This window comes from Bradyrhizobium sp. AUGA SZCCT0176 (genome assembly GCF_018130145.1).
In the GTDB taxonomy this organism is placed as follows: domain Bacteria; phylum Pseudomonadota; class Alphaproteobacteria; order Rhizobiales; family Xanthobacteraceae; genus Bradyrhizobium.
This window is the reverse complement of the sequence record NZ_JAFCMB010000007.1, coordinates 83,846-105,405: the sequence shown is the minus strand read 5'-3', so window position 1 is coordinate 105,405 and position 21,560 is coordinate 83,846. Positions and strand designations below refer to the sequence as shown.

Below are 21,560 nucleotides of genomic sequence, written 5' to 3'. Positions count from 1 at the left end.
GCGGCCTGCTACTGCGCCTTGAACTGGGCCAGCACGTCCTGGCAGGCTGGCGACAGCCTGCCCGCGTTGGTGGCGAGGCACTGCACGATGCGGCCACCGCCCGGCTGAACGCCACCGCAGATCGTGCGGACATCGGCGCCGCAGGCCGACCGCAGCACCATCAGCTCTTCGCGCGGCCGCATCGGTCGCAGCACGATCACGGTGGGCGCGGCCGGTGCAGCAGCAGCGCCTGCCGCTGCCGGAGCTGCCGCCGCCGCGGGAGCGGCGCCCGCTGCCGGTGCGGCACCACCGCCGACGGCCGCCGTGACCGCCTTCTCGCAAGCCGGCGAAAGTTTTGCCTTGTTCTTGTCCAGGCACTGCAGCGCCGGGGCGCCGCCGGTCGGCACGCCAGCGCAGACTTTTGGATAGTCGGAGCGGCAGGCGCTGCGGACCGCGGAGATCTGCGCGCTGGACGGCTGCCCCGCGGCTGCAGGCTTGGTATCGGCCTTGGGCGCCGCGGTGGTGGTGGCAGGCTGTGCGCCGGCCGCGGCCGGAGTGGTTTCGGGCTTGGCCGCGGGCGCGGCGGCAGCCGGCGCTTGCACGGCGCGCACCGCGCTTTGACAGCTCGATGACAGGCTCGACATATTCTTCTGCAGGCATTGCAGCGAAGCTTCGCCGCCCGGCGGAATACTGGAGCAATGCGCGATATAATCCGAGCGGCATTGGGTCTTGATCGCGTCGCGTTGCGCCTGGCTCGGCGCTTGCGCAGATAACGGTGCTGCACTTGCGAATATCACTGCCGTCATCAACGCCCCGAGCGTTGCCGCACGTGTCAACGTGTTGATCATTTGAATAAATCCTTTTTGTCGTCGCTGGAGCCGCCGCTTCAACAGAAGTAAAATCATGAACGAGAAAGCGAAGAAAATTTCGCGCGCGGCATCATTTTCGGTTTCCGGTTCCCCTGCAAGTGGATTGTTGCTATTTTTATGGGATGGTCGAACGCCATAATTTGAATAGAACGCGCTTTGCAAGAACAAACGTATTGAGGCACGCAGATGAAGTCTGAGCGTTCGCTGGCATGCAGCAGACCACATGACACCTTCAGACAGAGAGGCGCCATTGCGTGTCGTGCGGTCCTCGCCATTGCCGCATTCGGCGTCTTAAGTGCCTGCGAACAAAATACTTTTGTGCCGCCGCCGCCGCCGAAAGTTGAGGTCGCCGTGCCGGTGCAGCGCAGCATCACGCGCTATCTGGAGGCGACCGGCAATACAGCGCCGATCAAGAACGTCGATCTGGTCGCGCGCGTGCAGGGCTTCCTGCAATCGATCAATTATAAAGACGGCACCTTCGTGAAGGCAGGCACCACGCTGTTCACGATCGAACCTGAAACCTACAAGCTGAAGCTCGATCAGGCGCAGGCCGCCCAAACCGGCATGGAGGCCTCGATGAAGCAGGCCGAAGCCGATTTCAAGCGGCAGTCGGAGCTGGTGCAAAGACAGGCGGTCTCGCAGGCGACGCTCGATACTTCGACGGCGGCGCGCGAGAACGCGCAGGCAAACCTGCAGCAGGCCCAGGTCAACACCAAGATTGCGGCCGTCAATTACGGCTATACCAACGTCACGGCGCCGTTCGACGGCATCGTCAGCGCGCATCTGGTCTCCATCGGCGAACTGGTCGGCGTCTCGTCGCCGACACAGCTCGCCAACATCGTGGCGCTCGACCCGATCTATGTGAATTTCAACGTCAACGAACAGGACGTGCTGCGGATCCGGGAAGAAGCCCGGAAAAGGGGCATCTCGGTCGAAGAACTCCGGAAGCTACCGGTCGAGGTCGGATTGCAGACCGAGACCGGCTTTCCGCACAAGGGCAACCTCGACTACGTCTCGCCGACCCTGAATCAATCGACCGGTACGCTCGCCGTGCGCGGCGTATTGCCGAATCCGGACCGAGCGCTGTTGCCGGGATTCTTCGTCCGGGTCCGTGTGCCCTTCGATGAGCAGGTGAACGCATTGCTGGTGCCTGACGTGGCGCTCGGCAGCGACCAGGCTGGCCGTTACGTGCTGGTCGTGAACGCGGAAAATGTGGTCGAACAACGCAAGGTACAGACCGGGCCGCTGGAGGGCGACCTGCGCGTCATCGAGAGTGGCCTGAAGCCGGACGACCGGGTGGTCACGGCGGGGCTGCTCCGCGCGATCCCCGGTCAGAAGGTCGACCCGCAGGTCAAGAAAATCGAAGCGTCGCCGGCGCCCACCAAATAAGGACCGGCCATGATTTCGAAATTTTTCATCGAGCGGCCCGTCCTTTCCAACGTCATCGCGATCCTGATGATCCTGATCGGCGGGGTGTGCCTGTTCCGCCTCGCGGTGGCGCAATATCCTGATGTGGTGCCGCCGACGGTGCAGGTGACGACGCGCTATCCCGGCGCCAGCGCAAAGACCGTGATCGATACCGTGGCGCTGCCGATCGAGCAGCAGGTCAACGGCGTCGAGGACATGCTCTACATGCAGTCCTACAGCGGCGCCGACGGCACCTATTCGCTGACCGTGACGTTCAAGATCGGCACCGACCTCAACTTCGCGCAGGTGCTGGTGCAGAACCGGGTGTCGAGCGCGCTGGCGCAGCTGCCGCAGTCGGTGCAGAACCAGGGCGTCACCGTGCAGAAGAAGTCGACGGCGGTCCTGCTGTTCGTGACGCTGACGTCGCCGAATGCGACCTATGACAGCCTGTTCCTGAGCAATTACGCCACCATCAACATCAGGGACGAACTGTCGCGCCTGCCCGGCGTCGGCAACGTCACGGTGTTCGGCGCCGGCCAGTATTCGATGCGGGTCTGGCTCGATCCGAACAAGCTGCAGGTGCGCAACCTGATGCCGCAGGATGTCGTCTCCTCGATTCAGCAGCAGAGCCAGCAGGTCACGGCAGGCCAGGTCGGCGCCCCGCCGGCGCCTGCGGGACAGGCGTTCCAGTACACGCTGAACGTCAACGGGCGGCTCAGCGACAAGAGCGAGTTCGAGGACATCATCGTCAAGGTCGGCAGCAATGGCGATGTCACCCGTGTCCGCGACGTCGGCTGGGTCGAGCTCGGCGCCCAGACCTACAGCCAGGCGTTCTCGCTCAACAACAAGCCCGCCACCGGCATCGGCGTGTTCCAGTCGCCCGGCGCCAACGCGCTCGAGGTCGAGAAGGCCGTCGAGGCAAAGATGGCGGTGCTCGCCAAAGCGTTTCCGCAGGATGTGAAATATGACACGCCGTTCGACACCACGAAATTCGTCTCGGAATCGATCAAGGAGGTCTACAAGACGCTGATCGAGGCCGGCTTCCTCGTCCTGATCGTGATCCTGATTTTCCTGCAGGACTGGCGGGCAATGCTGGTGCCGGCGACGACCGTGCCGGTGACGATCATCGGCGCCTTTGCCGCGATGGCGGCGCTCGGCTTTACCGTCAATATCTCGACCCTGTTCGCCATCGTGCTCGCGATCGGCATCGTGGTCGACGACGCCATCGTCGTGGTCGAGGGCGCGGCGCATAATATCGAGAAGGGCATGTCCGGCCATGACGCCGCGATATCGGCGATGGACGCGCTGTTCGCGCCGATCGTCGGCATCACGCTGGTGCTGATCTCGGTGTTCCTGCCGTCGGCCTTCCTGCCGGGATTGACGGGGCGGATGTATTCGCAATTCGCGCTTGTCATCGCGGCGACCGCGCTGCTCAGCGCCATCAATGCCGCGACGCTGAAGCCGACCCAATGCGCGCTGTGGCTGCGCCGGCCGGCGCCGCCGGAACAGCGCAATTTCTTCTACCGCGGCTTCAACGCGGTCTATGACCGGGTCGAACGCGCCTATGCCCGGCTGATCGGCCGCCTGGTCGCGCACAGCAATATCTCGGTGATAGCAGCCCTCATCCTGATCTGTGGCGCCGGCTACGGCCTGTCGCGGGTGCCGACCGGGTTTATTCCCATTGAAGATCAGGGCTATCTTCTGGTCGCCGTGCAACTGCCCGACGGCGCCTCGCTCGACCGCACCCAGCAAGTGCTCACCCGCGTCAGCGACATCGCCAGCAAGCACCCCGGCGTCGATCAGGTCATCAGCATTTCCGGCATCTCGGCGCTGGACAGTTCTTCCAGCCTCGCCAATGCCGGCGTCGCCTATCTGATCCTGAAGGAGTGGAGCGCGCGCGGCGAGGGCGAGGACCTGCGGTCGCTGTTCGTCGGCCTGAACGAGAAAATGTCCGTCATCGAGGAGGCGCGCATCCTGGTGGTTCCGCCGCCGCCGATCCAGGGCATCGGCAACGCCGCGGGTTTTGCGATGCAGGTTCAGTTGCGCGACGGCAATGCCGACTACGGCAAGCTGCAGGCGATTGCCGGCGCCATCGTCTCCAACGCGCAGACGCAGAGCGCGCTGCAGCGCATCAGTTCGTCGTTCCGCTCGATGGTGCCGCAATTCGACGTCGAGGTTGACCGGGTCAAGACCCAGACCCTGCATGTCACGACCGACCAGATCTTCTCGACGCTGTCGTCCTACATGGGCTCGACCTACGTCAACCAGTTCAACAAGTTCGGCCGCACCTTCCAGGTCTACGCCCAGGCGGACGCGCAGTACCGCCTCACCCTGCGCGACATGCAAAACATGATGGTGCGTAACAGCAATGGCGACATGATCCCGCTCGGCACGGTCGCCAAGATCACGCCCTCGGTCGGCCCCTCGCTGATCAGCCTGTACAATCTCTATCCGTCCGCAAGCATCATCGGCCTGCCGGCCACGGGCTACAGCTCGGGCCAGTCGATGAAACTGATGGAGGAGATCGCCGAAAAGACCCTGCCGCCGGGGACCGGCTTTGAATGGACGGCGATGTCGTACCAGGAGAAGGTCGTCGGCGGCCAGATCTACTGGGCGTTCGGGCTCGCGCTGCTATTGGTCTATCTCGTGCTGGCCGGACAATATGAAAGCTGGTTTGCGCCGATCTCGGTGATATTAGCGGTGCCGTTGTCGCTGCTCGGTCCGATGATCGTGCTGACGGGCCTGCGGATCGAGAACAACCTCTATACCCAGATCGGTATCATCCTGCTGATAGCGCTGTCGGCCAAGAACGCCATTCTGATCGTCGAGGTCGCGCTCGAACTGCATGTGCGCGACCGCAAGCCGCTGCTGGAATCCGCCGTTGAGGCGGCGCGAGCCCGGTTCCGGCCGATCCTGATGACGTCGTTTGCCTTCATCCTCGGCGTGGTGCCGCTGGTGCTGGCGACCGGCGCCGGCGCCAACGCCCGCAAATCGATCGGCATCACCGTGTTCTCGGGCATGCTGGCCTCGACCTGCCTCGCGGTGCTGTTCGTGCCGACGTTCTTTGTCGTGGTGCAGCGGTTCGAGAACTGGCTCAGCGAGCGGAAGCGGAAAAAAGCGAGCGCGCAGGTGGCGCCGCAGACGCCGGGTGCTGCGCATTAGATCTGTTTGCTCCCTCGCCCCGCTCTTGCGGGGAGAGGGTTGGGGTGAGGGGCTCTCTCCGCGAAATTGGTGCGAGTTGATAAACCTGTACCCCCTCACCCGGATCACATCTGCGATGTGATCCGACCTCTCCCCGCAAGCGGGGCGAGGTGAAACGAGAGCCCTACACCTTCACCATCCGCTTGCCGCGGTTCTCGCCGGCCAATAGTCCGATCAGCGCCTGCGGTGTGTTTTCCAGCCCGTTGATGACATCTTCCTGCACTTTCAGTTTGCCGGAAGCGACCCAGGACTGCAGGTCCTTCAGGGCCTGATCGCGCTCGTTCATGTAGTCCATCACGATGAAGCCCTGCATGATCAGCCGTTTCACCACGATCAGACCGGGCACCCCGCGCGGGCCGGTCGCCGACGGCACGCCGTCATATTGCGAGATCGCGCCGCAGCAGGAGATGCGGCCGCGATTGTTCATCAGCGCGATGCAGGCCTCCAGAATGTCGCCGCCGACATTGTCGAAATAGACGTCGATGCCCTTCGGCGCTGCTGCCCGCAGCGCCTTGTAGGTCGCGCCGTCCTTGTAATCGACCGCGGCGTCGAAGCCGAGTTCGCTGGTGAGCCAGTTACATTTATCCTTGCCGCCGGCGATGCCGACGACGTGGCATCCCTTGATTTTTGCAATCTGGCCGACGATCGAGCCGACCGAGCCGGCCGCGGCCGAGACCACGACGGTTTCACCTTCCTTGGGCTTGCCGACATGGAGCAGGCCGAAATAGGCGGTGAGGCCGGCGATGCCGTAGACGCTGAGCAGATGCGTCATCGGCTCCATCCGGGGCATTTTTGTCAAATGCTTTGCGGGCACCGCCGCGTAATCCTGCCAGCCGGTATCGCCGAACACGATGTCGCCGGGGCTGAGGCTAGGTGCCTTCGAGGACACGACCTCGGCGATGCCGCCGCCGGCCATCACGGTGTTGGCCTCGACCGCGGCGCGATAGGTGGCGCCGTGCATCCAGGCGCGGTTGGCGGCGTCGAGCGAGATATAGCGCGCCCGCACCAGCACCTCGCCGTCCTTCGGCTCCGGCACCGCGCCCTCCGACATCTTGAAATGCTCGGGCCCGAGTTTTCCGGTCGGCTTTTCCACCAGCAGGATCTGGCGATTGACGGTAGCGTTCATGGCGTTCCTTCCCTCGGATTGATCGTTCTTGATGCAGTTGATCGCATATCAGGCGACCGATTGCACATGTTGTGCGCTGCACCGAACGCTAGTCGCCGTGCGCGAGATCCACAACGGAAACATTTCGGCAAGTGTGTAAATTGTCGCAAGTTTGTTGCGCCGCCCTCCAAATCTGCCAAACTTAAGGTTGCCGGAAAAACGGGGGTCAGAAAAAATGTCGAGCAGGTTCACACAATACATCCTGATCGCGATGGCGCTTGGCATCGTGATGGGGACCGTCGTTTTCAATTACATGCCCGACAATCGGGTGGCGATCGCGGCTGATGTAAATCTGGTCGCAATGCTGTTCCTGCGCCTGATCAAGATGATCATCGCGCCATTGGTGTTCGCCACGCTGGTCGGCGGCATCGCCCATATGGGCTCCGGCTCGAGGCTCGGCCGGATTTTTGCGAAGACCATGGGCTGGTTCGTCACCGCCTCGTTCGTCTCGTTGCTGCTCGGCCTTGTCATGGTCAACCTGCTGGAGCCCGGAGCGAACTTCCCCGGCACGCTGCCCGACAAGTCGCAGTCGACCGGACTGCCGGTGTCGGCGTTCTCGTTCGAAAAATTCCTGATGCATCTGATCCCGACCTCGATCGCCGATGCGATGGCGCAGAATGAAATCCTGCAGATCGTGGTGTTCGCGGTGTTCTTCGCCGTCGCCCTCGGCGCGATGCCGGAGGAACGCTCCAAGCCGATCCTGTCGCTGATCGACGATCTCGCCCACATCATGCTCAAGGTCACCGGCTATGTGATGCTGTTCGCGCCGCTGGCGGTATGGGCGGCGATCATGGCGACGGTGGCGAAGAACGGCCTCGGCGTCCTGTGGAAGCTGATCGTCTTCATGGGCGGCTTCTATCTGTCGCTGGCGATCCTCTGGATCATCCTGATCGTCGTCGGCTTCATCGTGATCGGGCCGAGATACAAGAACCTGCTGCGGCTGATCCGCGAGCCGCTGATGATCGCGTTCTCGACCGCGTCGTCGGAGGCCGCCTATCCGAAGACGCTCGAAGGGCTCAACCGGTTCGGGGCGTCGTCGCGCATCTCGAGCTTCGTGCTGCCGCTGGGTTACTCGTTCAACCTCGACGGCACCATGATGTACTGCACCTTCGCGAGCGTGTTTATCGCGCAGACCTATCACATCGACATGCCGCTCGGGACCCAGCTTGCGATGCTGGCAACGCTGATGATCACCTCGAAGGGGGTCGCAGGCGTTCCCCGCGCGTCCCTGGTGGTGATCGCCTCGACGCTCAGCCAGTTCGGCATTCCCGAGGCGGGCCTGTTGATGATCATGGGTATCGATACGTTCCTCGACATGGGACGCAGCGCCACCAACGTGATCGGCAATTCGCTCGCCACCGCCGTGGTTGCGAAATGGGAAGGCGAGCTCAAACCCGAGCACGAGCTTGGCCCCGATGACGTGGTCCCGACGGATGCCGTTCCCGGCGAGCCCATCCCGGCCACGCATTGACGGGAGAGATGCATGCATCAGTTCCCAAGAGGGCCGACAAGAGGACCTGCAAGAGGACCTACAAGAGCGCTTGCGCGTAGGCGGATAGCGGCCGTTGGCCTGTTGCTGGCAGCTGGTCTGCTGGCAACGCCGGCGCGGGCCCAGACCGTGAGCGAGGGGCTCAGCCCCACGCTCGCCAACATCAAGAAGACCCATGTCGTGCGGCTCGGCTATCGCGAGAGCTCGCCGCCGTTTTCGTTCCTGGACCAATCCAACCGACCGATCGGCTATAGCCTCGAATTATGCGAGGCGATCGTCGAGGAAATCGGGGTCGAGGTCGACGATGCGAACCTCAAGATCGAATACGTCAAGGTCACCTCCGACGACCGCATACCGGCGGTGACCGACAACAAGATCGACCTCGAATGCGGGTCGACCACGGCCAATGCCGAACGCGCCAAGCTGGTGGCGTTCTCGCCGCTGATGTTCGTGGCCGGCACCAAGCTGATGGTGCCAAAGGCCTCGACGATCTCGGCGCCGACGGACCTGAAGGGCAAGACGTTGGTGGTCACCAAAGGCACCACCAACGAGCAGGCGATGCATAATGTCGACAAGAAGTTCTCGCTCGGCCTCAATATCCTGACCTCGCCCGACCACGAGCAATCCTACCAGATGCTGGTGGACGGCAAGGCCGACGCGTTTGCCACCGACGACATCCTGCTCTACGGCCTGATCGCACGGCACAAGGCCCAGGCCCAGTTCAAGGTCACCGGTGAGTACCTGTCCTACGATCCCTACGGCATCATGTTCCGCAAGGGTGAGCCGCAGTTGAAAGCGGTGGTCGAGCGTACCTTCCGCAAACTCGGCTCGGGCCGCGATCTGGTGCCGCTCTACAACAAATGGTTCGTGGGGCGGTTGCCGACCGGCGAGAAGCTCGGCGTTGCGATCTCACCGCAGCTCGAGGAGGCTTTCAAGGTGCTCGACGACTCGGCCGGGGGAACCAACTGACGCAGTCATTCCGGGGCGATGCGTAGCATCGAACCTCAGATGTGCAATTGCGCACCTGAGGTCTGGTCCTTCGGACCATCCCGGAATGACGAAATCAAAAAAACCGCAAATCCTGCGCGCGGCCGCCACGGGCGGCCGTGGCGTATTCGATCGCCAAGAACAATCCGCCCGCGACATATAGTTTGCGCTTTCGAGAGCCCGCTAACGCACCGGCCAGCCGAACCGCATCCTCGATCGTCGCGGTGACCTGAATATCCGCCGCGGGATTGGCGAGCCGCGCCGCGGCGGCGATGTCGTGCGGGTCGGCGCCCTTGTGGTACGCCGCCGTGCAGATGATTGTGTCGAAGGCCGGCGCCAGGCTGCCTACGATCTCACCGGCCTTCTTGTCGCCGGACGCGCCGGTGACGAGAATCCAGTCATCGTCGCCGTGGATCGCCTTGAGACTTGCGAGCGATTGCCGGATGCCGTCGGGGGTGTGGCCGACATCGATCACGGTCAGCGGATCTTGCGCGATCACTTCGAGACGGCCCGGCCATTGCGTGTCCCGCAGGCCGGTACGGATAGCGGATTCGAATTTCTCCGGCGTCTGGCCCAACAACCTCTTTCGTCCCCACAGCAGGAACAGCGCGGCGGCGATTGCGGCATTGTTGAACTGAACCGTGCCGAGCAGGTTCGTCTCCAATCCCCGATATGCGCAATCACCGAACAGGAAATTGAAATCGAACTGCTGCCCTGACGCCGACGCCAGCTCACCGCTGATGCCGACTTGGTGGCGGACGAACAGCGATGTGACATCACGATACCGGTTATATTCGTAGAGATGCCGCTGCAACGGTAGGCAGTTCTCGCCGTAAATGATAGTGCCGCCAGCGGCACAGGCATCGCTCTTGTCGGAGACAATCTGCTCAAGACTGTTGCCGAGCAGTTCGACATGCTCGTAGTCGACCGAGGTAACGCAGGTTTCCCGTGCGCCGACCAGGCGGACGGGATCGTAGCGACCGCCGATGCCGGCCTCGAACACCATGAATTCGCAATCTGTCTTCACGAAATGCAGGCATGCCAGCCCGAACAGCGCCTCGAAGGCGCCAAAGCGTTCGCCGCGCAGGTCCGTAATCACGGCAATGCCCGCCTCAACCTCTTGCTTCAAACGGGCAAAGGCCTCGTCGCTGATCGGCACGCCGTTGACCTGGATTCGCTCGTTGAAACGCTCGAGATGCGGCGACGTGAAGAGCCCGGTGCGCAAGCCCCAGGCGCGGCCGATCGCGGCGCACATCGCCGCCGTGCTGCCCTTGCCGTTCGAGCCGGTCACCACGATCGACCGGGTTTGCAGCCATCCGCCACTGAGACGGAGCCTATCCATCAAATCGGCCAGGCGCGCGAGGCAGATGCCGTCGCCATACTTAGGCAGGTCAAACATCTGTTAATCCCATCGTCGAAAACGTGTGGTGCCAGATTTCGAGGATCAGATCGCCGCGATCGGATTCTTCCAGCAGCCGGATCGATGGATTGGAATTGACCTCGATCACAATTGCCGCGTCGGGCTCGCCGCCAATGCCGGCGAACAGATCAACGGCTGCGACACGAAGCCCGAGCGCGCGTGCGGCTTTTCTCGCCAGCGCGACCGCTGTTTCGGAAGGCGCTGCTTCCAGCACCATCGTTCCGCCTGCGCTCAGATTCATCCGGCCCGGAATGTCGCGGCGTTCGCCCTTCGCCGGCACCGCGTCGAGCGATGGGTCGCTATCCCCTGGCGACACCGGCGAGAGACCGCGGGCGCGAAGGGCATCGTTATGGGCAGCGAACAATTCGCGCAGCGTGTGCACGCCGTCGCCGCGGACGAAGGGCGGATATTTGCGCGCGCAATACAGCGCATCATCGTCGAGAAGGAAAATCCGGTACTCGACGCCTTCGACGATCGGCTGGATCATGACCGCGTCGTAGTATTTCGCGACGTCGTCGAGATGCTGGATCAGCGAAGCCTCGTCGTGGAGCCTTTGTGCGAAATCGCCGCGCGATCCCGTCAGCGGTTTGGCGAAGGCGGATCCGCCCAGCTTGCGAAAATACGCCAGCGCGTCGGCGCGCTCATGGCCCAATGGTCGATGCGCACGATAGCGATCGTGCAGGAAGAAATATTCACCGCCGATCGTTCGCACGCCGGCTTCGTCAAGGATTCTGCCGGTGAAGTATTTGTCGGAAGCCAGCGTCGAGGCGGTGGCGTTGTTCTGCGGATACCATGAGCAGCGACCCGCGCCGAAATGCAGGGATTTTGCCTCTGAAGCCACGCTGAAGATCAGTCCCGAGCCGCCGTCGAGATCGCGAAAAGTTAATCCGAATTCGGCGCAGGCGAATTCGGCATAGATCGACTGGTCCGGATAAAAGCCCGGTTTACCTTGTCGAAATTCTCTCACGCTTCGCATGCGGGCTCTTTTGACGCGTTCTAAGATTGCGTAGCAATTTATTGCCAGATTGGTGCCGATTTCAGCAAGTTAATTGCGCGCGTGATCTCTGTTAACGAAGACCAATCGAACCTTTCTGCAAAATAAACCGACTGCCATTCCGAGTTCTCAATTGTACGCCAATTGATCTTGACTATCTCTGTCATTGGCGCAATTGAAGCGACAAATCGCCAATGATTTCGGGGGTTTTCGTCGTTTCGAGACCCGAAAAACCGGATTGTTCTACACCAAGACGTCAGGAAAAACGAAAACACATGAGCGCGTTCTATAGAGAGAAAGTTCTTTCTGTCCGTCATTGGACCGATACACTTTTCAGCTTCACCGCCACCCGCGATTCCGGCTTCCGTTTCCAGAATGGGCAGTTCGCGATGATCGGCCTCGAGGTCGAGGGCCGTCCGCTGCTGCGTGCCTACAGCATGGCGAGCGCCAATCACGAGGAGGAACTCGAGTTCTTCTCGATCAAGGTCGCGGACGGGCCGCTGACCTCGAAGCTGCAGAAGATCCGCGAAGGCGACACGATCCTGGTCGGCCGCAAGGCGACGGGAACGCTGATCACCGACAATCTGATTCCGGGCAAGCGCCTGCTGCTGCTGTCGACCGGCACCGGGCTCGCGCCGTTCGCGAGCCTGATCAAGGACCCTGATGTCTATGAGCGCTATGAAACCATTGTTCTGGTTCATGGCTGCCGGCAGGTTTCCGAACTCGCTTATGGCGAGGAACTGGTCGCGAAGCTGCGCGACGACGAATTGTTCGGACCGCTATTGTCCGAGAAGCTGCTGTATTATCCGACCGTGACCCGCGAGCCGTTCCGCAACCGGGGCCGCATCACCGACCTGATCACCTCGGAACAGCTGTTCAACGACATCCACCAGCCGCCGCTCGATATCGCGACCGACCGCATCATGATGTGCGGCAGCCCGGGCATGCTGGAAGAACTGCGCCAGCTGTTCGAGACGCGCGACTTCCTCGAAGGCAGCCACAACCAGCCCGGTCACTTCGTGATCGAAAAGGCGTTTGTGGAACGCTGAGGTTTCCATCGGTTGTCGTCCCCGCGAACGCGGGGACCCATAACCACCGGCCTCGTGGTTATGGCGAGCTGTTGCTCCAGTTGTTCCTCACAACCCAGATCGGTGGCTATGGGTCCCGGATCGCGCTTCGCTTGTCCGGGACGACGTGGGGATAGAGCGTCGCGCCGCCAGTAGCCCATCCCCTTCCCCCGCTGCTATAATCCTCCCAACGCCTTGCGGCCTGTGCCGACGCGGCGATCGGGGAGTTCACGTGTTGTCGGTACGCGATCAGATCGGCCCGGTGAAGACCGCCTTTGTGTTCGCCGGCGGCGGCAGCTTTGGCGCCATTCAGGTCGGCATGTTGCATTCGCTCGCCGCCCACGGAATTTCCGCCGATATGGTGGTCGGCTCCAGTGTCGGCGCCCTCAACGGCGCCTTCTATGCCGGTGATCCGACGCTCAAGGGCGTGGAGCGGCTGGGCGACATCTGGCGCGGACTAACGCGGCATGACGTGTTTCCGATGAATTGGCGCACGGTGCTGAGCTTTCTGTGGCGCCGCGATTTCCTGATTTCCCACGACGGCATCCGCAAGCTGATCGACGACCACATTCCCTATCGCAATCTGCAGGACGCCAAGGTGCCGGTGCATATCGTCACCACCGACATCATTTCCGGCGACAGCGTTGTGCTGTCGGAAGGCTCGACCTCGGAGGCGATCGTCGCTTCGACCGCGATCCCCGGCGCTTTCGCGCCGATCCCCTACAAGAATTACTATCTCGCCGATGGTGCGATCTCCAGCAACACGCCGATCCAGGTCGCGGTTCAGAAAGGCGCCAAACGGCTGATCATCCTGCCGACCGGGCACGCCTGCGCCACGCAGGCACCTCCCGTCGGCGCGGTCGCCAATGCGCTGCACGCGCTGACGCTGCTGATCGCGCGACAATTGGTCATTGAGCTGGAGGGCCTCGACCCCGGCATCGAATATTTCGTGGTGCCGCCGCTGTGCCCGCTGGTGGGATCACCTTACGATTTTTCGCGCACCGCCGATCACATCGACCGCGCGATTGCCACGACAGATGCGTGGCTGGCCCACCATGGCCCGCAACAGGGTAAGATTCCCGGGGAAATGCGGCTGCACAGCCACTGAGACACGACGGTTACGCTGCACTGCAAAAGCAGCTTCCGATCAATTGATTCAACCACCGCCGGCTTCGGCAAATCTTTTGCGATCCCCTGTCACGTCCGTGACGGCTAGACCGTATATCGTATGGTGCTTATTCCAATGGTTGGATTAAGCTGCTGGCGAACAAGAATATTCCGCAAGAATATTCCGGCTGAGGGGATGTCATGGAAACGCTGTTGATGCCGTTCTCGCCACGCTACATCGTGCTGACGATCTGCGCGGTCGTCACGGCACTGCTGATCGGCATCGGCATCTTCGATCAAAATTTGAAGGTGTGGGAAATATTGCTGATTCCCATCGTGGTCTTCGGCGGGCTTACCCTTCTCGGCATTCGCGACCTCACGCAAGAGAGCCACGCGGTGCTGCGGAATTATCCGATCTCCGCGCATATCCGTTTTCTGCTGGAAGAGATCCGGCCGGAGATGCGGCAGTATTTCTTCGAGAGCGAGAAGGACGGCATGCCGTTCTCCCGCGATACCCGCGCGCTGGTCTATCAGCGCGCCAAGATGCAGCTCGACAAGCGGCCGTTCGGCACCCAGGAAGACGTCTATCGCGACGGTTATGAATGGATGCATCATTCGATGGCGCCGAAGGCTCGCGCCGTCGAGCAGTTTCGCGTCACCATCGGCGGTCCGGATTGCACCAAACCGTATTCGGCCTCGGTGTTCAACATTTCGGCGATGAGTTTTGGCGCGCTTAGTCCAAATGCCGTACGCGCGTTGAATGCAGGCGCCAGGAAAGGCGACTTCGCGCATGACACCGGCGAGGGCGGCGTCAGTCCCTACCACCGGGAGAACGGCGGCGACATCATCTGGGAAATCGGATCCGGCTATTTCGGTTGCCGCAACCGCGACGGCAGCTTCAATCCCGAATTGTTCGCGCGCATTGCTTCCGACGACCAGATCAAGATGGTCGAACTCAAGATCAGCCAGGGCGCCAAGCCCGGACACGGCGGCGTGTTGCCGGCGGCCAAGGTCTCGGAAGAGATTTCAAAGATCCGGGGCGTGCCGATGGGCGAAGATTGCATCTCGCCGGCCACTCACCGCGCGTTTTCGACGCCGCTCGAAATGATGACCTTCATCGGTGAGATGCGGCGGTTGTCCGGCGGCAAGCCTGCGGGCTTCAAGCTGTGCATCGGCCACCCCTGGGAGTTCCTGGCCATCTGCAAGGCGATGCTGCAGACCGGGATCTACCCTGATTTCATCGTCGTCGACGGCAATGAAGGCGGCACCGGCGCAGCACCGCTGGAATTCATGGACCATCTGGGCATGCCGATGCGCGAGGGTGTCAATTTCGTCCATAATGCGCTGGTCGGCATCAATGCCCGCGACCGCATCCGCATTGGTGCCGCCGGCAAGATTGCGACCGCCTTCGACATGGCGCGCGCGATGGCGATCGGCGCCGACTGGTGCAATTCGGCGCGCGGCTTCATGTTTGCGCTGGGCTGCATCCAGTCGCTGAGCTGCCATACCGACCGTTGTCCGACGGGGGTGACCACCCAGGACCCGCTCCGCGCCCGCGCGTTGGTGGTGCCACTCAAGAGCGAGCGGGTCTACAGCTACCATCACGCCACCCTGCACGCCCTGTCCGAACTTCTCGCCGCCGCTGGCCTCGACCATCCGCAGCAGCTACGGCCGATCCACTTCTCGCAGCGATCCTCCACGAACGACACATTGACGTTCGCGAAACTTTATCCGCCGTTGCGCCCGGGCGAGCTGATCGACGGCACCAGCGACCCACGCTTCCGCGACGCCTGGGATATGGCCCGGGCGGATTCGTTCCAGCCGGTGGGGTGAGGATACTACTCGTGTCGTCCCTGCGAACGCAGGGACCCATACGCCGCGGCCCAACGGTTGAGCGACGGAGCTAAACACACCCTCCCTTCAGCAACAACCGCCTGTGGTTATGGGTCCCTGCGTTCGCAGGGACGACGACGGAGATTGGCTTCGGGACGACAGCTATAACTCGCCGCAGGCCCGCTGCTCTGATAAAGCCTCTCTCCATGTTGGAATGACCACCCGTAAAAAGGGAGACAATGCTTTATCTGGAACTCGGGATCGTGACGGTCCTGATCATCACCAATGGCCTGCTTTCAATGTCGGAGCTTGCCATTGTCTCGTCGCGGCCGGCACGGCTCGCCGCGCTGGTCGAAAAGAACGTCACGGGTTCCCGTCGTGCACTTGCGCTGGCGTCTGATCCCGGCAAGTTCCTGTCGACGGTGCAGATCGGGATCACGCTGATCGGCGTGCTGTCAGGTGCGATTTCCGGCGCCACGCTGGGCCAGCGCCTGACCAGCCTGCTGGTCGAATCCGGATTGTCGAAAGGCCTGGCTGACGCGATGGGCGTCGGCGTCGTGGTGAGCGTCATCACCTACGCCTCACTCATCATTGGTGAGCTGGTGCCCAAGCAAATCGCCCTGCGTGACCCGGAATCGGTGGCGGTGCGCGTGGCGCCCTACATGATGCTGCTCTCGAAAATTTCGTCGCCCCTGGTGTGGCTGCTGGACCGCTCGGGCAAGGGGCTGTTGTGGCTGCTCGGTCACCGCGGTGAAGCCGAAGAAAAGGTCAGCGAAGACGAAATCCGCACCCTGGTGGTCGAGGCCGAGAACGCCGGCGTGCTCGAGCCCGGCGAGAAGGAAATGATCGCGGGCGTCATGCGTCTCGGCGATCTTCCGGTCGGCGCCGTCATGACTCCCCGCCCGGAAGTCAGCATGATCAATCTGGCGGATACGCCTGACGTCATTTTCGCGGCGCTCGCCGGCCGCAACCATTCCCGTTTTGTGGTGTTCGACGGGGATCCGGATGCGGCGCTCGGCATTGTCCAGGCCAAGGACATGCTGGACAGCTATCTGTCTGGGCAAGCACCGGACATTCGGAAGCTGGTCCGGGATGCGCCGATCATTCCCGAATTCCTGGATGCCAGGGATGTCGTTGCCATCCTGCGCGACTCCGCGGTGCATATGGGATTGGTGCATGACGAATACGGCGTCTTCCAGGGCGTGGTAACCAGCGCCGATATTCTCGAATCGATCGTCGGTGGTTTTCATACGGAGGAGGGGCCTCCCGAAGCGGCGGTCGTGAAGCGGGACGACGGCTCCTACCTGATCTCGGGCTGGATGCCTGCCGTCGAATTTGCGAATTTGCTCCAGATCGTCCTGCCGTCGTCGCGGCAGTATCAGACCATGGCCGGTTTCCTGCTCCAGCAGTTCGGCGCAATTCCGACTGTCGGTGAGCAGGTCGAGGCGCAGGGTTGGCGCTTCGAGATCGTGGATCTCGACGGCCGGCGTATCGATAAGACATTGGCGACACGAATCGACGATGGGGCCGCCGACGAGCAGGCGTGATGGCGCGATGCCGATTTTTCTGACGTCGGGGCTCAGAACTCGCCGTGCAAACGGCCCGAGAAGATCGAGGCCGGGCCACGGTCGCCATTATAGGCGGGGTTTGCGATCAGCTGATAGTCGGCGGTGAAGGTAAAGGTCTTGTCGAGCGCGAACGCGTAGTAGGTCTCGAAGATGCTTTCATTGCGGTAGTTGAGCCGGCCGTCGCCGATGAGGAGGCCGAGGCCGCCCGCCGCCAGGAAGTCGCGATGGGCAGATGAAAGCCCATTGACGGCGCCGCCGATGCCGAACGTATCGCTCGGCCGGCCCCAATAACTGCCCTTGACCGACAACCCCGCGGAGACGCTGCGATCCACATCGGTGAACGACAGGATTTCGTTGCGCCCGTCGTTCCAGCTCGCGCGGGCGAACATCCCGACATCCTTGACGATCTGCTGCTCGGCGTTGATGTAGAATCCGTACTTGGTGTTTTCGCGCCTTATGCCGACGATGACGTCGTTGATATCGAGCGTCGGGTCCGCCGCTGCTATCCCCAGCGCGTTTCGGTAGCTGCCGGTGTTGCCGCGATTGCCGAAAATGCCGAGCCGGAGCTTGCCGGGCTGATCGAAGATCGTGTGACGTTCCTCGAATTCAACCACCGCGCCGCCGGACTTGAACACGAGGACGTCGCTGTTGGGCGCGTTGGGGACCTGGAACAGGCCGGCCCGGATCGCCCAGTCCTTGCGGTTGAGTTCGACCACCGCGCCGCGGGTGAAGCCGGGAAGGTCGGCAGGGAAGTCGTAAGCCGCGGCCGACCACATCGCCCAGTTCATGAAGTCGACGCGGGGATCCTTGGCGTAGGAATTGCCGTCGAAATAGTCGCCGACCGCAAAACGGCCGATCGTGACCGTGACGCGGTCGATGTCGCGCTTGCCCGCGAGTTGCATCGGAGCGTCGGCGACATCTTCCTGTTCGCCGCCGAGGCCGAAGGTCTGGCGAAAGACGTAGCGCTGCGGGCGATATTTTGGATAGGGCGCACCACCTTTCTGGGCTTCACCGTTGGGAAAGCCGGCAAGGCCCAGCGTGCTGTTGAGGCCAAAACCCTGCGCCAGTTCGGGGTTGAAATAGAACTCGCCGCCCTGCCACAGCCGCCAGCCAATGAATGCATCCGCAGTCCATGTCTGGCGGCCCTGGCCGCCGCCCGGAAGACTGTTGGTGCCCTCATAGGGCGAGCGCATGCGGGGATAGGCTTGCGCGATGACCGTGGTCTGCCCGTGCACATTCCAGTTTTTCGGCTCGGCAAGCGCGGTGCGTCCATCGACCGGTGTGGGACCTGCCCAAGGCGGCGTCTCCCACAGCCGGTAATTCAGTCCGAGCTTGATCAAGTGAATGTTGGGATCGACGTTGACGCGCGGCAATCCGACATCGGTCAGGTCATAGGTCCGCCGCGCCAGGTCGACGTAGTCGTATTCGGCCTTGACGGTCCAGTTGCCGCCGACCGCCACCTCGATGCCCAGCCCGGCGGTCCAGCCGACATGCGTGAGGTACCGCTTCGGCGGGATGATGATCCCGAGGTCGTTGAGGCTGACATGGGTGCTCCCCCATGCGAGGCCGCCCGTGACGTAAGGCATCCACGTTCCCATCGCGTAGCCGACTCGGCCGCGCGCGGTTGCGATGTAATCGATGGTGCTGTTGAACGGCACCTGCGCGAGCCGCGGAATGTCCACCGGGCTGCCGAACGATATGTCGGCCTCCACACCGAGCACGACCTTGTTGGCCAGCTGGTGGTTGTAGCCGGCCTGGTAGCCGCCGGTCAGTCCAGTCACGCTGTGGGGGAGGAACACGCCCTGCAAGGGCTCGGTGTTGGTGCCCGGGCCAAGGCTGCCGGCGCCGTAACCGACATGGCCGCCCACATAGAAACCGGTCCAGCTGTAGACAGCCTTGAGCGCGGGCGCCTTGAGCGACATATCGGCCGCCAGGACGGGACTGGCGAGCGTCATGGCACCGACGGCGGCGCCAGCCAAAACATGCTGCAGGGATTGGCGGTACGAACCCATGGTGCGGCCTGTTCGAGCGCGAAGTGGGCTGCGGTCTCGCACCATCACTGCAGATTTGAACGCCTGCCGCCACCCAAGAAATGAAGTCATCAACCCCGCCGCCCCCGGTCGGCTTCTTCCCGATTCGTCCGCTCAAAGCCAGATCGGGAAAACGCACCATACACCCCCAATCCCAGTTGCAAATAATTCGCAACAATAAGGCGATGGAGTCCGTCTTGGATGGCATTGCTACATGACAGTTTTGCAACAGCGGTGGCGCAGGGATGGTTGGCCCAAAAAAAGTGACCCGCCCGGGGGGACAGCCGGGCGGGTCGGGTTCGGCACAGGGTGGATGAGGCGCCATGCCGGACACAGGAACCACGAGAGCAGCCGTAAGGCGGTCATCGTGGTCCGCACCCAGTTGGACGGAGCCATCCCGATTCCGGTTCGAACGAAGTTTCGGGATCCGGATTGAAGATGATTCTGCAGTTAATACAGCCGCTTAGAGGATGTAATCCGGGCCGGTCGCCAGCCGCTTCACGTCGAATTTATCGACATCCCCGAGCAATTCGCAGAACGCGCGGGCGCCGTGATCGAGCAGCTTTTCGCCCTTTTCGGCGGAGGCCTGGGTAGCGTCCCCGACGGCGCCGCTGCCGTGCAGGTCCTGCGCCTGCCAGGCGAATGGCGCGGGCCGCTGCGTGGAAAGCCAGCGATGATCCTTTTCCATCGCGATACTGGTGGGCCGAAAATCCATGATCGCCTCCTGGCGCACGGTTTGCGGATATCGCGCCAGCATGATCGAGGTCTCAATCGCGCCGCCATGGATGCCGTGGCGCAGTTCTTCCGCCGAGAACAGTCCGTCCGGCACGCCGAACCGTGACCAGCTGGTGGTGACCACGAGCAAACCATGTTGCGCGCGCAAATCCTGCGCGACCAGCGTCATCGCCGCGCTGTTGCCGCCATGGCTCGTCACCATCACGAGCTTCCTGACGCCGGCGCGCGCGACGCTTTCGCCGAGCGCCATCCAGCTCTTCAGCGCGACTTCAGTGGGTAGCGTCAGCGTGCCCGGATAGTCGACATGTTCGGTGGAAATCCCGACCGGCTGCACGGGCAGGAACGTGACCGGAACGCTCGCCGGCAGTAACTCGCGGACCCGCGCCAGATAGGCCTCGCCGATCATGACGTCGGTGCCGACAGGCAAATGCGGGCCGTGCTGTTCGGTTGCCGCCAGCGGCAGCACCGCGATCCAGCGCTCGGGGCCGCTGGCTGCGATCTCGGGCCAGTGGATGTCGGTCCAGTTGCGGGGCGGAACAGGCAAAGTCATCGAGCCAAGCGTTTCTTTGAATGGATTTGCAGGGTAGTTTGTTAGTCAACCAGGGACGATATCTCCCTCCTTGGGGGCGTGATCCACGTCCACACCCTCCTTATCATGGGCCAGAATGATCGACGGAGTCCAACCATGAACCCGGCCTTTTTGCCGCGAACGTTAACCGCAGCCCTGTTGGCGCTGGTGGCCGCGCTGGTGCCTGCGCGTGGGCAGACCCTCGATAAGGTCTCGTTTGGAACCAACTGGGTCGCCGAAGCCGAGCATGGCGGCTTCTTCCAGGCGGTCGCCGACGGCACCTACAAGAATTACGGGCTTGACGTCACCATCGTGCCGGGTGGCCCCAACAGCAACAACCGCATGCTGTTGATCGCCGGCAAGCTCGACTTCTTCATGAGCGCGAACACGCTGCAATCCTTCGATGCGGTCACCAACAAGGTGCCGCTGGTGGCGGTCGCCGCCATCTTCCAGAAGGATCCGCAGGTCTTTCTGACCCATCCGGAATTCAAGATCGGAAAACTGGAGGATCTCAAACCGCTGACGCTGCTGGTGTCGAAGGAAGGCGTCGCAAGCTATTTCCAGTGGCTGAAGTCCGAATATGGTTTTAGCGAGAGCAAGGTCAAACCCTACACCTTCAATTCACAGCCTTTCATCGTGAACAAGCAAAGCGCGATGCAGGGCTATGTCACGTCAGAACCGTACGCGGTCGAAAAAGCCGCCGGCTTCAAGCCGAACGTCGTGCTGCTGGCCGATTACGGCTTCAACGCCTATTCGACGCTGATCGAGACCCGCACCGAGATCGTCGACAAGAAGCCCGACCTGGTGCAGCGCTTCGTCGATGCGTCCATGATCGGCTGGTACAACTATCTCTACGGCGACAACACGCCGGGCAATGCCATGATCAAGAAGCTCAATCCGGAAATGACCGATGAACTCTTGAAATACTCCACGGCCAAGATGAAGGAATACGGCATCGTCGATTCCGGCGACACCTTGAAGGACGGCATCGGCGCCATGACCGATGCGCGCGTCGCCAGCTTCTTCGACAAGATGGTGCGCGCCGGCGTGGTCCGCCGCGATATCGACTACCGCCAGGCCTATACGCTGCGCTTTATCAACAAGGGCGTCGGCCTCAATCTGCGGCCGAAGAACTAGGCGT

The 21,560-nt window shown here is 62.2% G+C and carries 15 protein-coding genes; 9 read left to right on the top strand and 6 right to left on the bottom strand.

Annotated features, from left to right (window positions below; translation table 11 throughout):
• Positions 1 to 8: 8 nt before the first annotated feature.
• Positions 9 to 827 (bottom strand): hypothetical protein, encoded by an 819-nt coding sequence (locus JQ600_RS18600; protein WP_212386605.1) that lies wholly within the window; start codon positions 825 to 827, stop codon positions 9 to 11.
• Positions 828 to 1,052: 225 nt separating this feature from the next.
• Here JQ600_RS18600 and JQ600_RS18595 point away from each other — a divergent pair, with 225 nt between their 5' ends.
• The gene (locus JQ600_RS18595) at positions 1,053 to 2,237 is read left to right on the top strand and encodes an efflux RND transporter periplasmic adaptor subunit (protein WP_409363272.1); all 1,185 of its coding nucleotides are present in this window, start codon (positions 1,053 to 1,055) and stop codon (positions 2,235 to 2,237) included.
• A gap of 9 nt (positions 2,238 to 2,246) precedes the next feature.
• Positions 2,247 to 5,417: an efflux RND transporter permease subunit gene (locus JQ600_RS18590; protein WP_212386609.1), complete on the top strand. Its 3,171-nt coding sequence runs from the start codon at positions 2,247 to 2,249 to the stop codon at positions 5,415 to 5,417.
• Positions 5,418 to 5,580: 163 nt separating this feature from the next.
• On the opposite strand, the gene JQ600_RS18585 is transcribed toward JQ600_RS18590, so the two are convergent.
• Positions 5,581 to 6,582: an NADP-dependent oxidoreductase gene (locus tag JQ600_RS18585; protein WP_212386611.1), complete on the bottom strand. Its 1,002-nt coding sequence runs from the start codon at positions 6,580 to 6,582 to the stop codon at positions 5,581 to 5,583.
• A 214-nt stretch (positions 6,583 to 6,796) separates the two neighbouring features.
• Here JQ600_RS18585 and JQ600_RS18580 point away from each other — a divergent pair, with 214 nt between their 5' ends.
• Both JQ600_RS18580 and JQ600_RS18575 read left to right on the top strand, forming a co-directional pair.
• Positions 6,797 to 8,092, top strand: coding sequence for a dicarboxylate/amino acid:cation symporter (locus tag JQ600_RS18580; protein WP_212265750.1), 1,296 nt, complete (start codon positions 6,797 to 6,799; stop codon positions 8,090 to 8,092).
• Positions 8,093 to 8,194: 102 nt separating this feature from the next.
• On the top strand, positions 8,195 to 9,079 hold the full coding sequence (locus JQ600_RS18575) for an amino acid ABC transporter substrate-binding protein (protein ID WP_409363270.1): 885 nt from the start codon (positions 8,195 to 8,197) through the stop codon (positions 9,077 to 9,079).
• Between the two features lie 94 nt (positions 9,080 to 9,173).
• Here the strand turns inward: JQ600_RS18575 and JQ600_RS18570 are convergent, their stop codons facing one another.
• Positions 9,174 to 10,496 carry a folylpolyglutamate synthase/dihydrofolate synthase family protein gene (locus tag JQ600_RS18570; RefSeq protein WP_212386616.1) on the bottom strand — a complete coding sequence of 441 codons (1,323 nt, stop codon included), beginning with the start codon at positions 10,494 to 10,496 and terminating at the stop codon, positions 9,174 to 9,176.
• Positions 10,489 to 11,493: a hypothetical protein gene (locus tag JQ600_RS18565; protein ID WP_212386618.1), complete on the bottom strand. Its 1,005-nt coding sequence runs from the start codon at positions 11,491 to 11,493 to the stop codon at positions 10,489 to 10,491. The genes JQ600_RS18570 and JQ600_RS18565 overlap by 8 nt, the downstream gene beginning before the upstream one ends.
• 293 nt (positions 11,494 to 11,786) lie before the next feature.
• On the opposite strand from JQ600_RS18565, the gene JQ600_RS18560 reads away from it, so the two are divergent.
• The 4 genes from JQ600_RS18560 (at position 11,787) to JQ600_RS18545 (ending at position 17,065) form a co-directional block, all read left to right on the top strand.
• Positions 11,787 to 12,560: a ferredoxin--NADP reductase gene (locus JQ600_RS18560; RefSeq protein ID WP_212265754.1), complete on the top strand. Its 774-nt coding sequence runs from the start codon at positions 11,787 to 11,789 to the stop codon at positions 12,558 to 12,560.
• 253 nt (positions 12,561 to 12,813) lie between these two features.
• Positions 12,814 to 13,686, top strand: coding sequence for a patatin-like phospholipase family protein (locus tag JQ600_RS18555; protein ID WP_212265755.1), 873 nt, complete (start codon positions 12,814 to 12,816; stop codon positions 13,684 to 13,686).
• A 200-nt stretch (positions 13,687 to 13,886) separates the two neighbouring features.
• The gene (locus tag JQ600_RS18550; RefSeq protein WP_212386620.1) at positions 13,887 to 15,518 is read left to right on the top strand and encodes an FMN-binding glutamate synthase family protein; all 1,632 of its coding nucleotides are present in this window, start codon (positions 13,887 to 13,889) and stop codon (positions 15,516 to 15,518) included.
• A gap of 239 nt (positions 15,519 to 15,757) precedes the next feature.
• On the top strand, positions 15,758 to 17,065 hold the full coding sequence (locus JQ600_RS18545) for a hemolysin family protein (RefSeq protein WP_212265757.1): 1,308 nt from the start codon (positions 15,758 to 15,760) through the stop codon (positions 17,063 to 17,065).
• Between the two features lie 32 nt (positions 17,066 to 17,097).
• Here JQ600_RS18545 and JQ600_RS18540 read toward each other — a convergent pair whose 3' ends face one another.
• Entirely contained in the window at positions 17,098 to 19,098 is a 2,001-nt protein-coding gene (locus JQ600_RS18540) for a carbohydrate porin (RefSeq protein WP_212490023.1), read from the bottom strand.
• 481 nt (positions 19,099 to 19,579) lie between these two features.
• Positions 19,580 to 20,401 carry a creatininase family protein gene (locus tag JQ600_RS18535; RefSeq protein WP_212386624.1) on the bottom strand — a complete coding sequence of 274 codons (822 nt, stop codon included), beginning with the start codon at positions 20,399 to 20,401 and terminating at the stop codon, positions 19,580 to 19,582.
• Positions 20,402 to 20,536: 135 nt separating this feature from the next.
• Between JQ600_RS18535 and JQ600_RS18530 the strand changes: the two genes are divergently transcribed.
• Positions 20,537 to 21,556: an ABC transporter substrate-binding protein gene (locus JQ600_RS18530; protein ID WP_212386626.1), complete on the top strand. Its 1,020-nt coding sequence runs from the start codon at positions 20,537 to 20,539 to the stop codon at positions 21,554 to 21,556.
• The last annotated feature ends 4 nt before the right edge of the window (positions 21,557 to 21,560 follow it).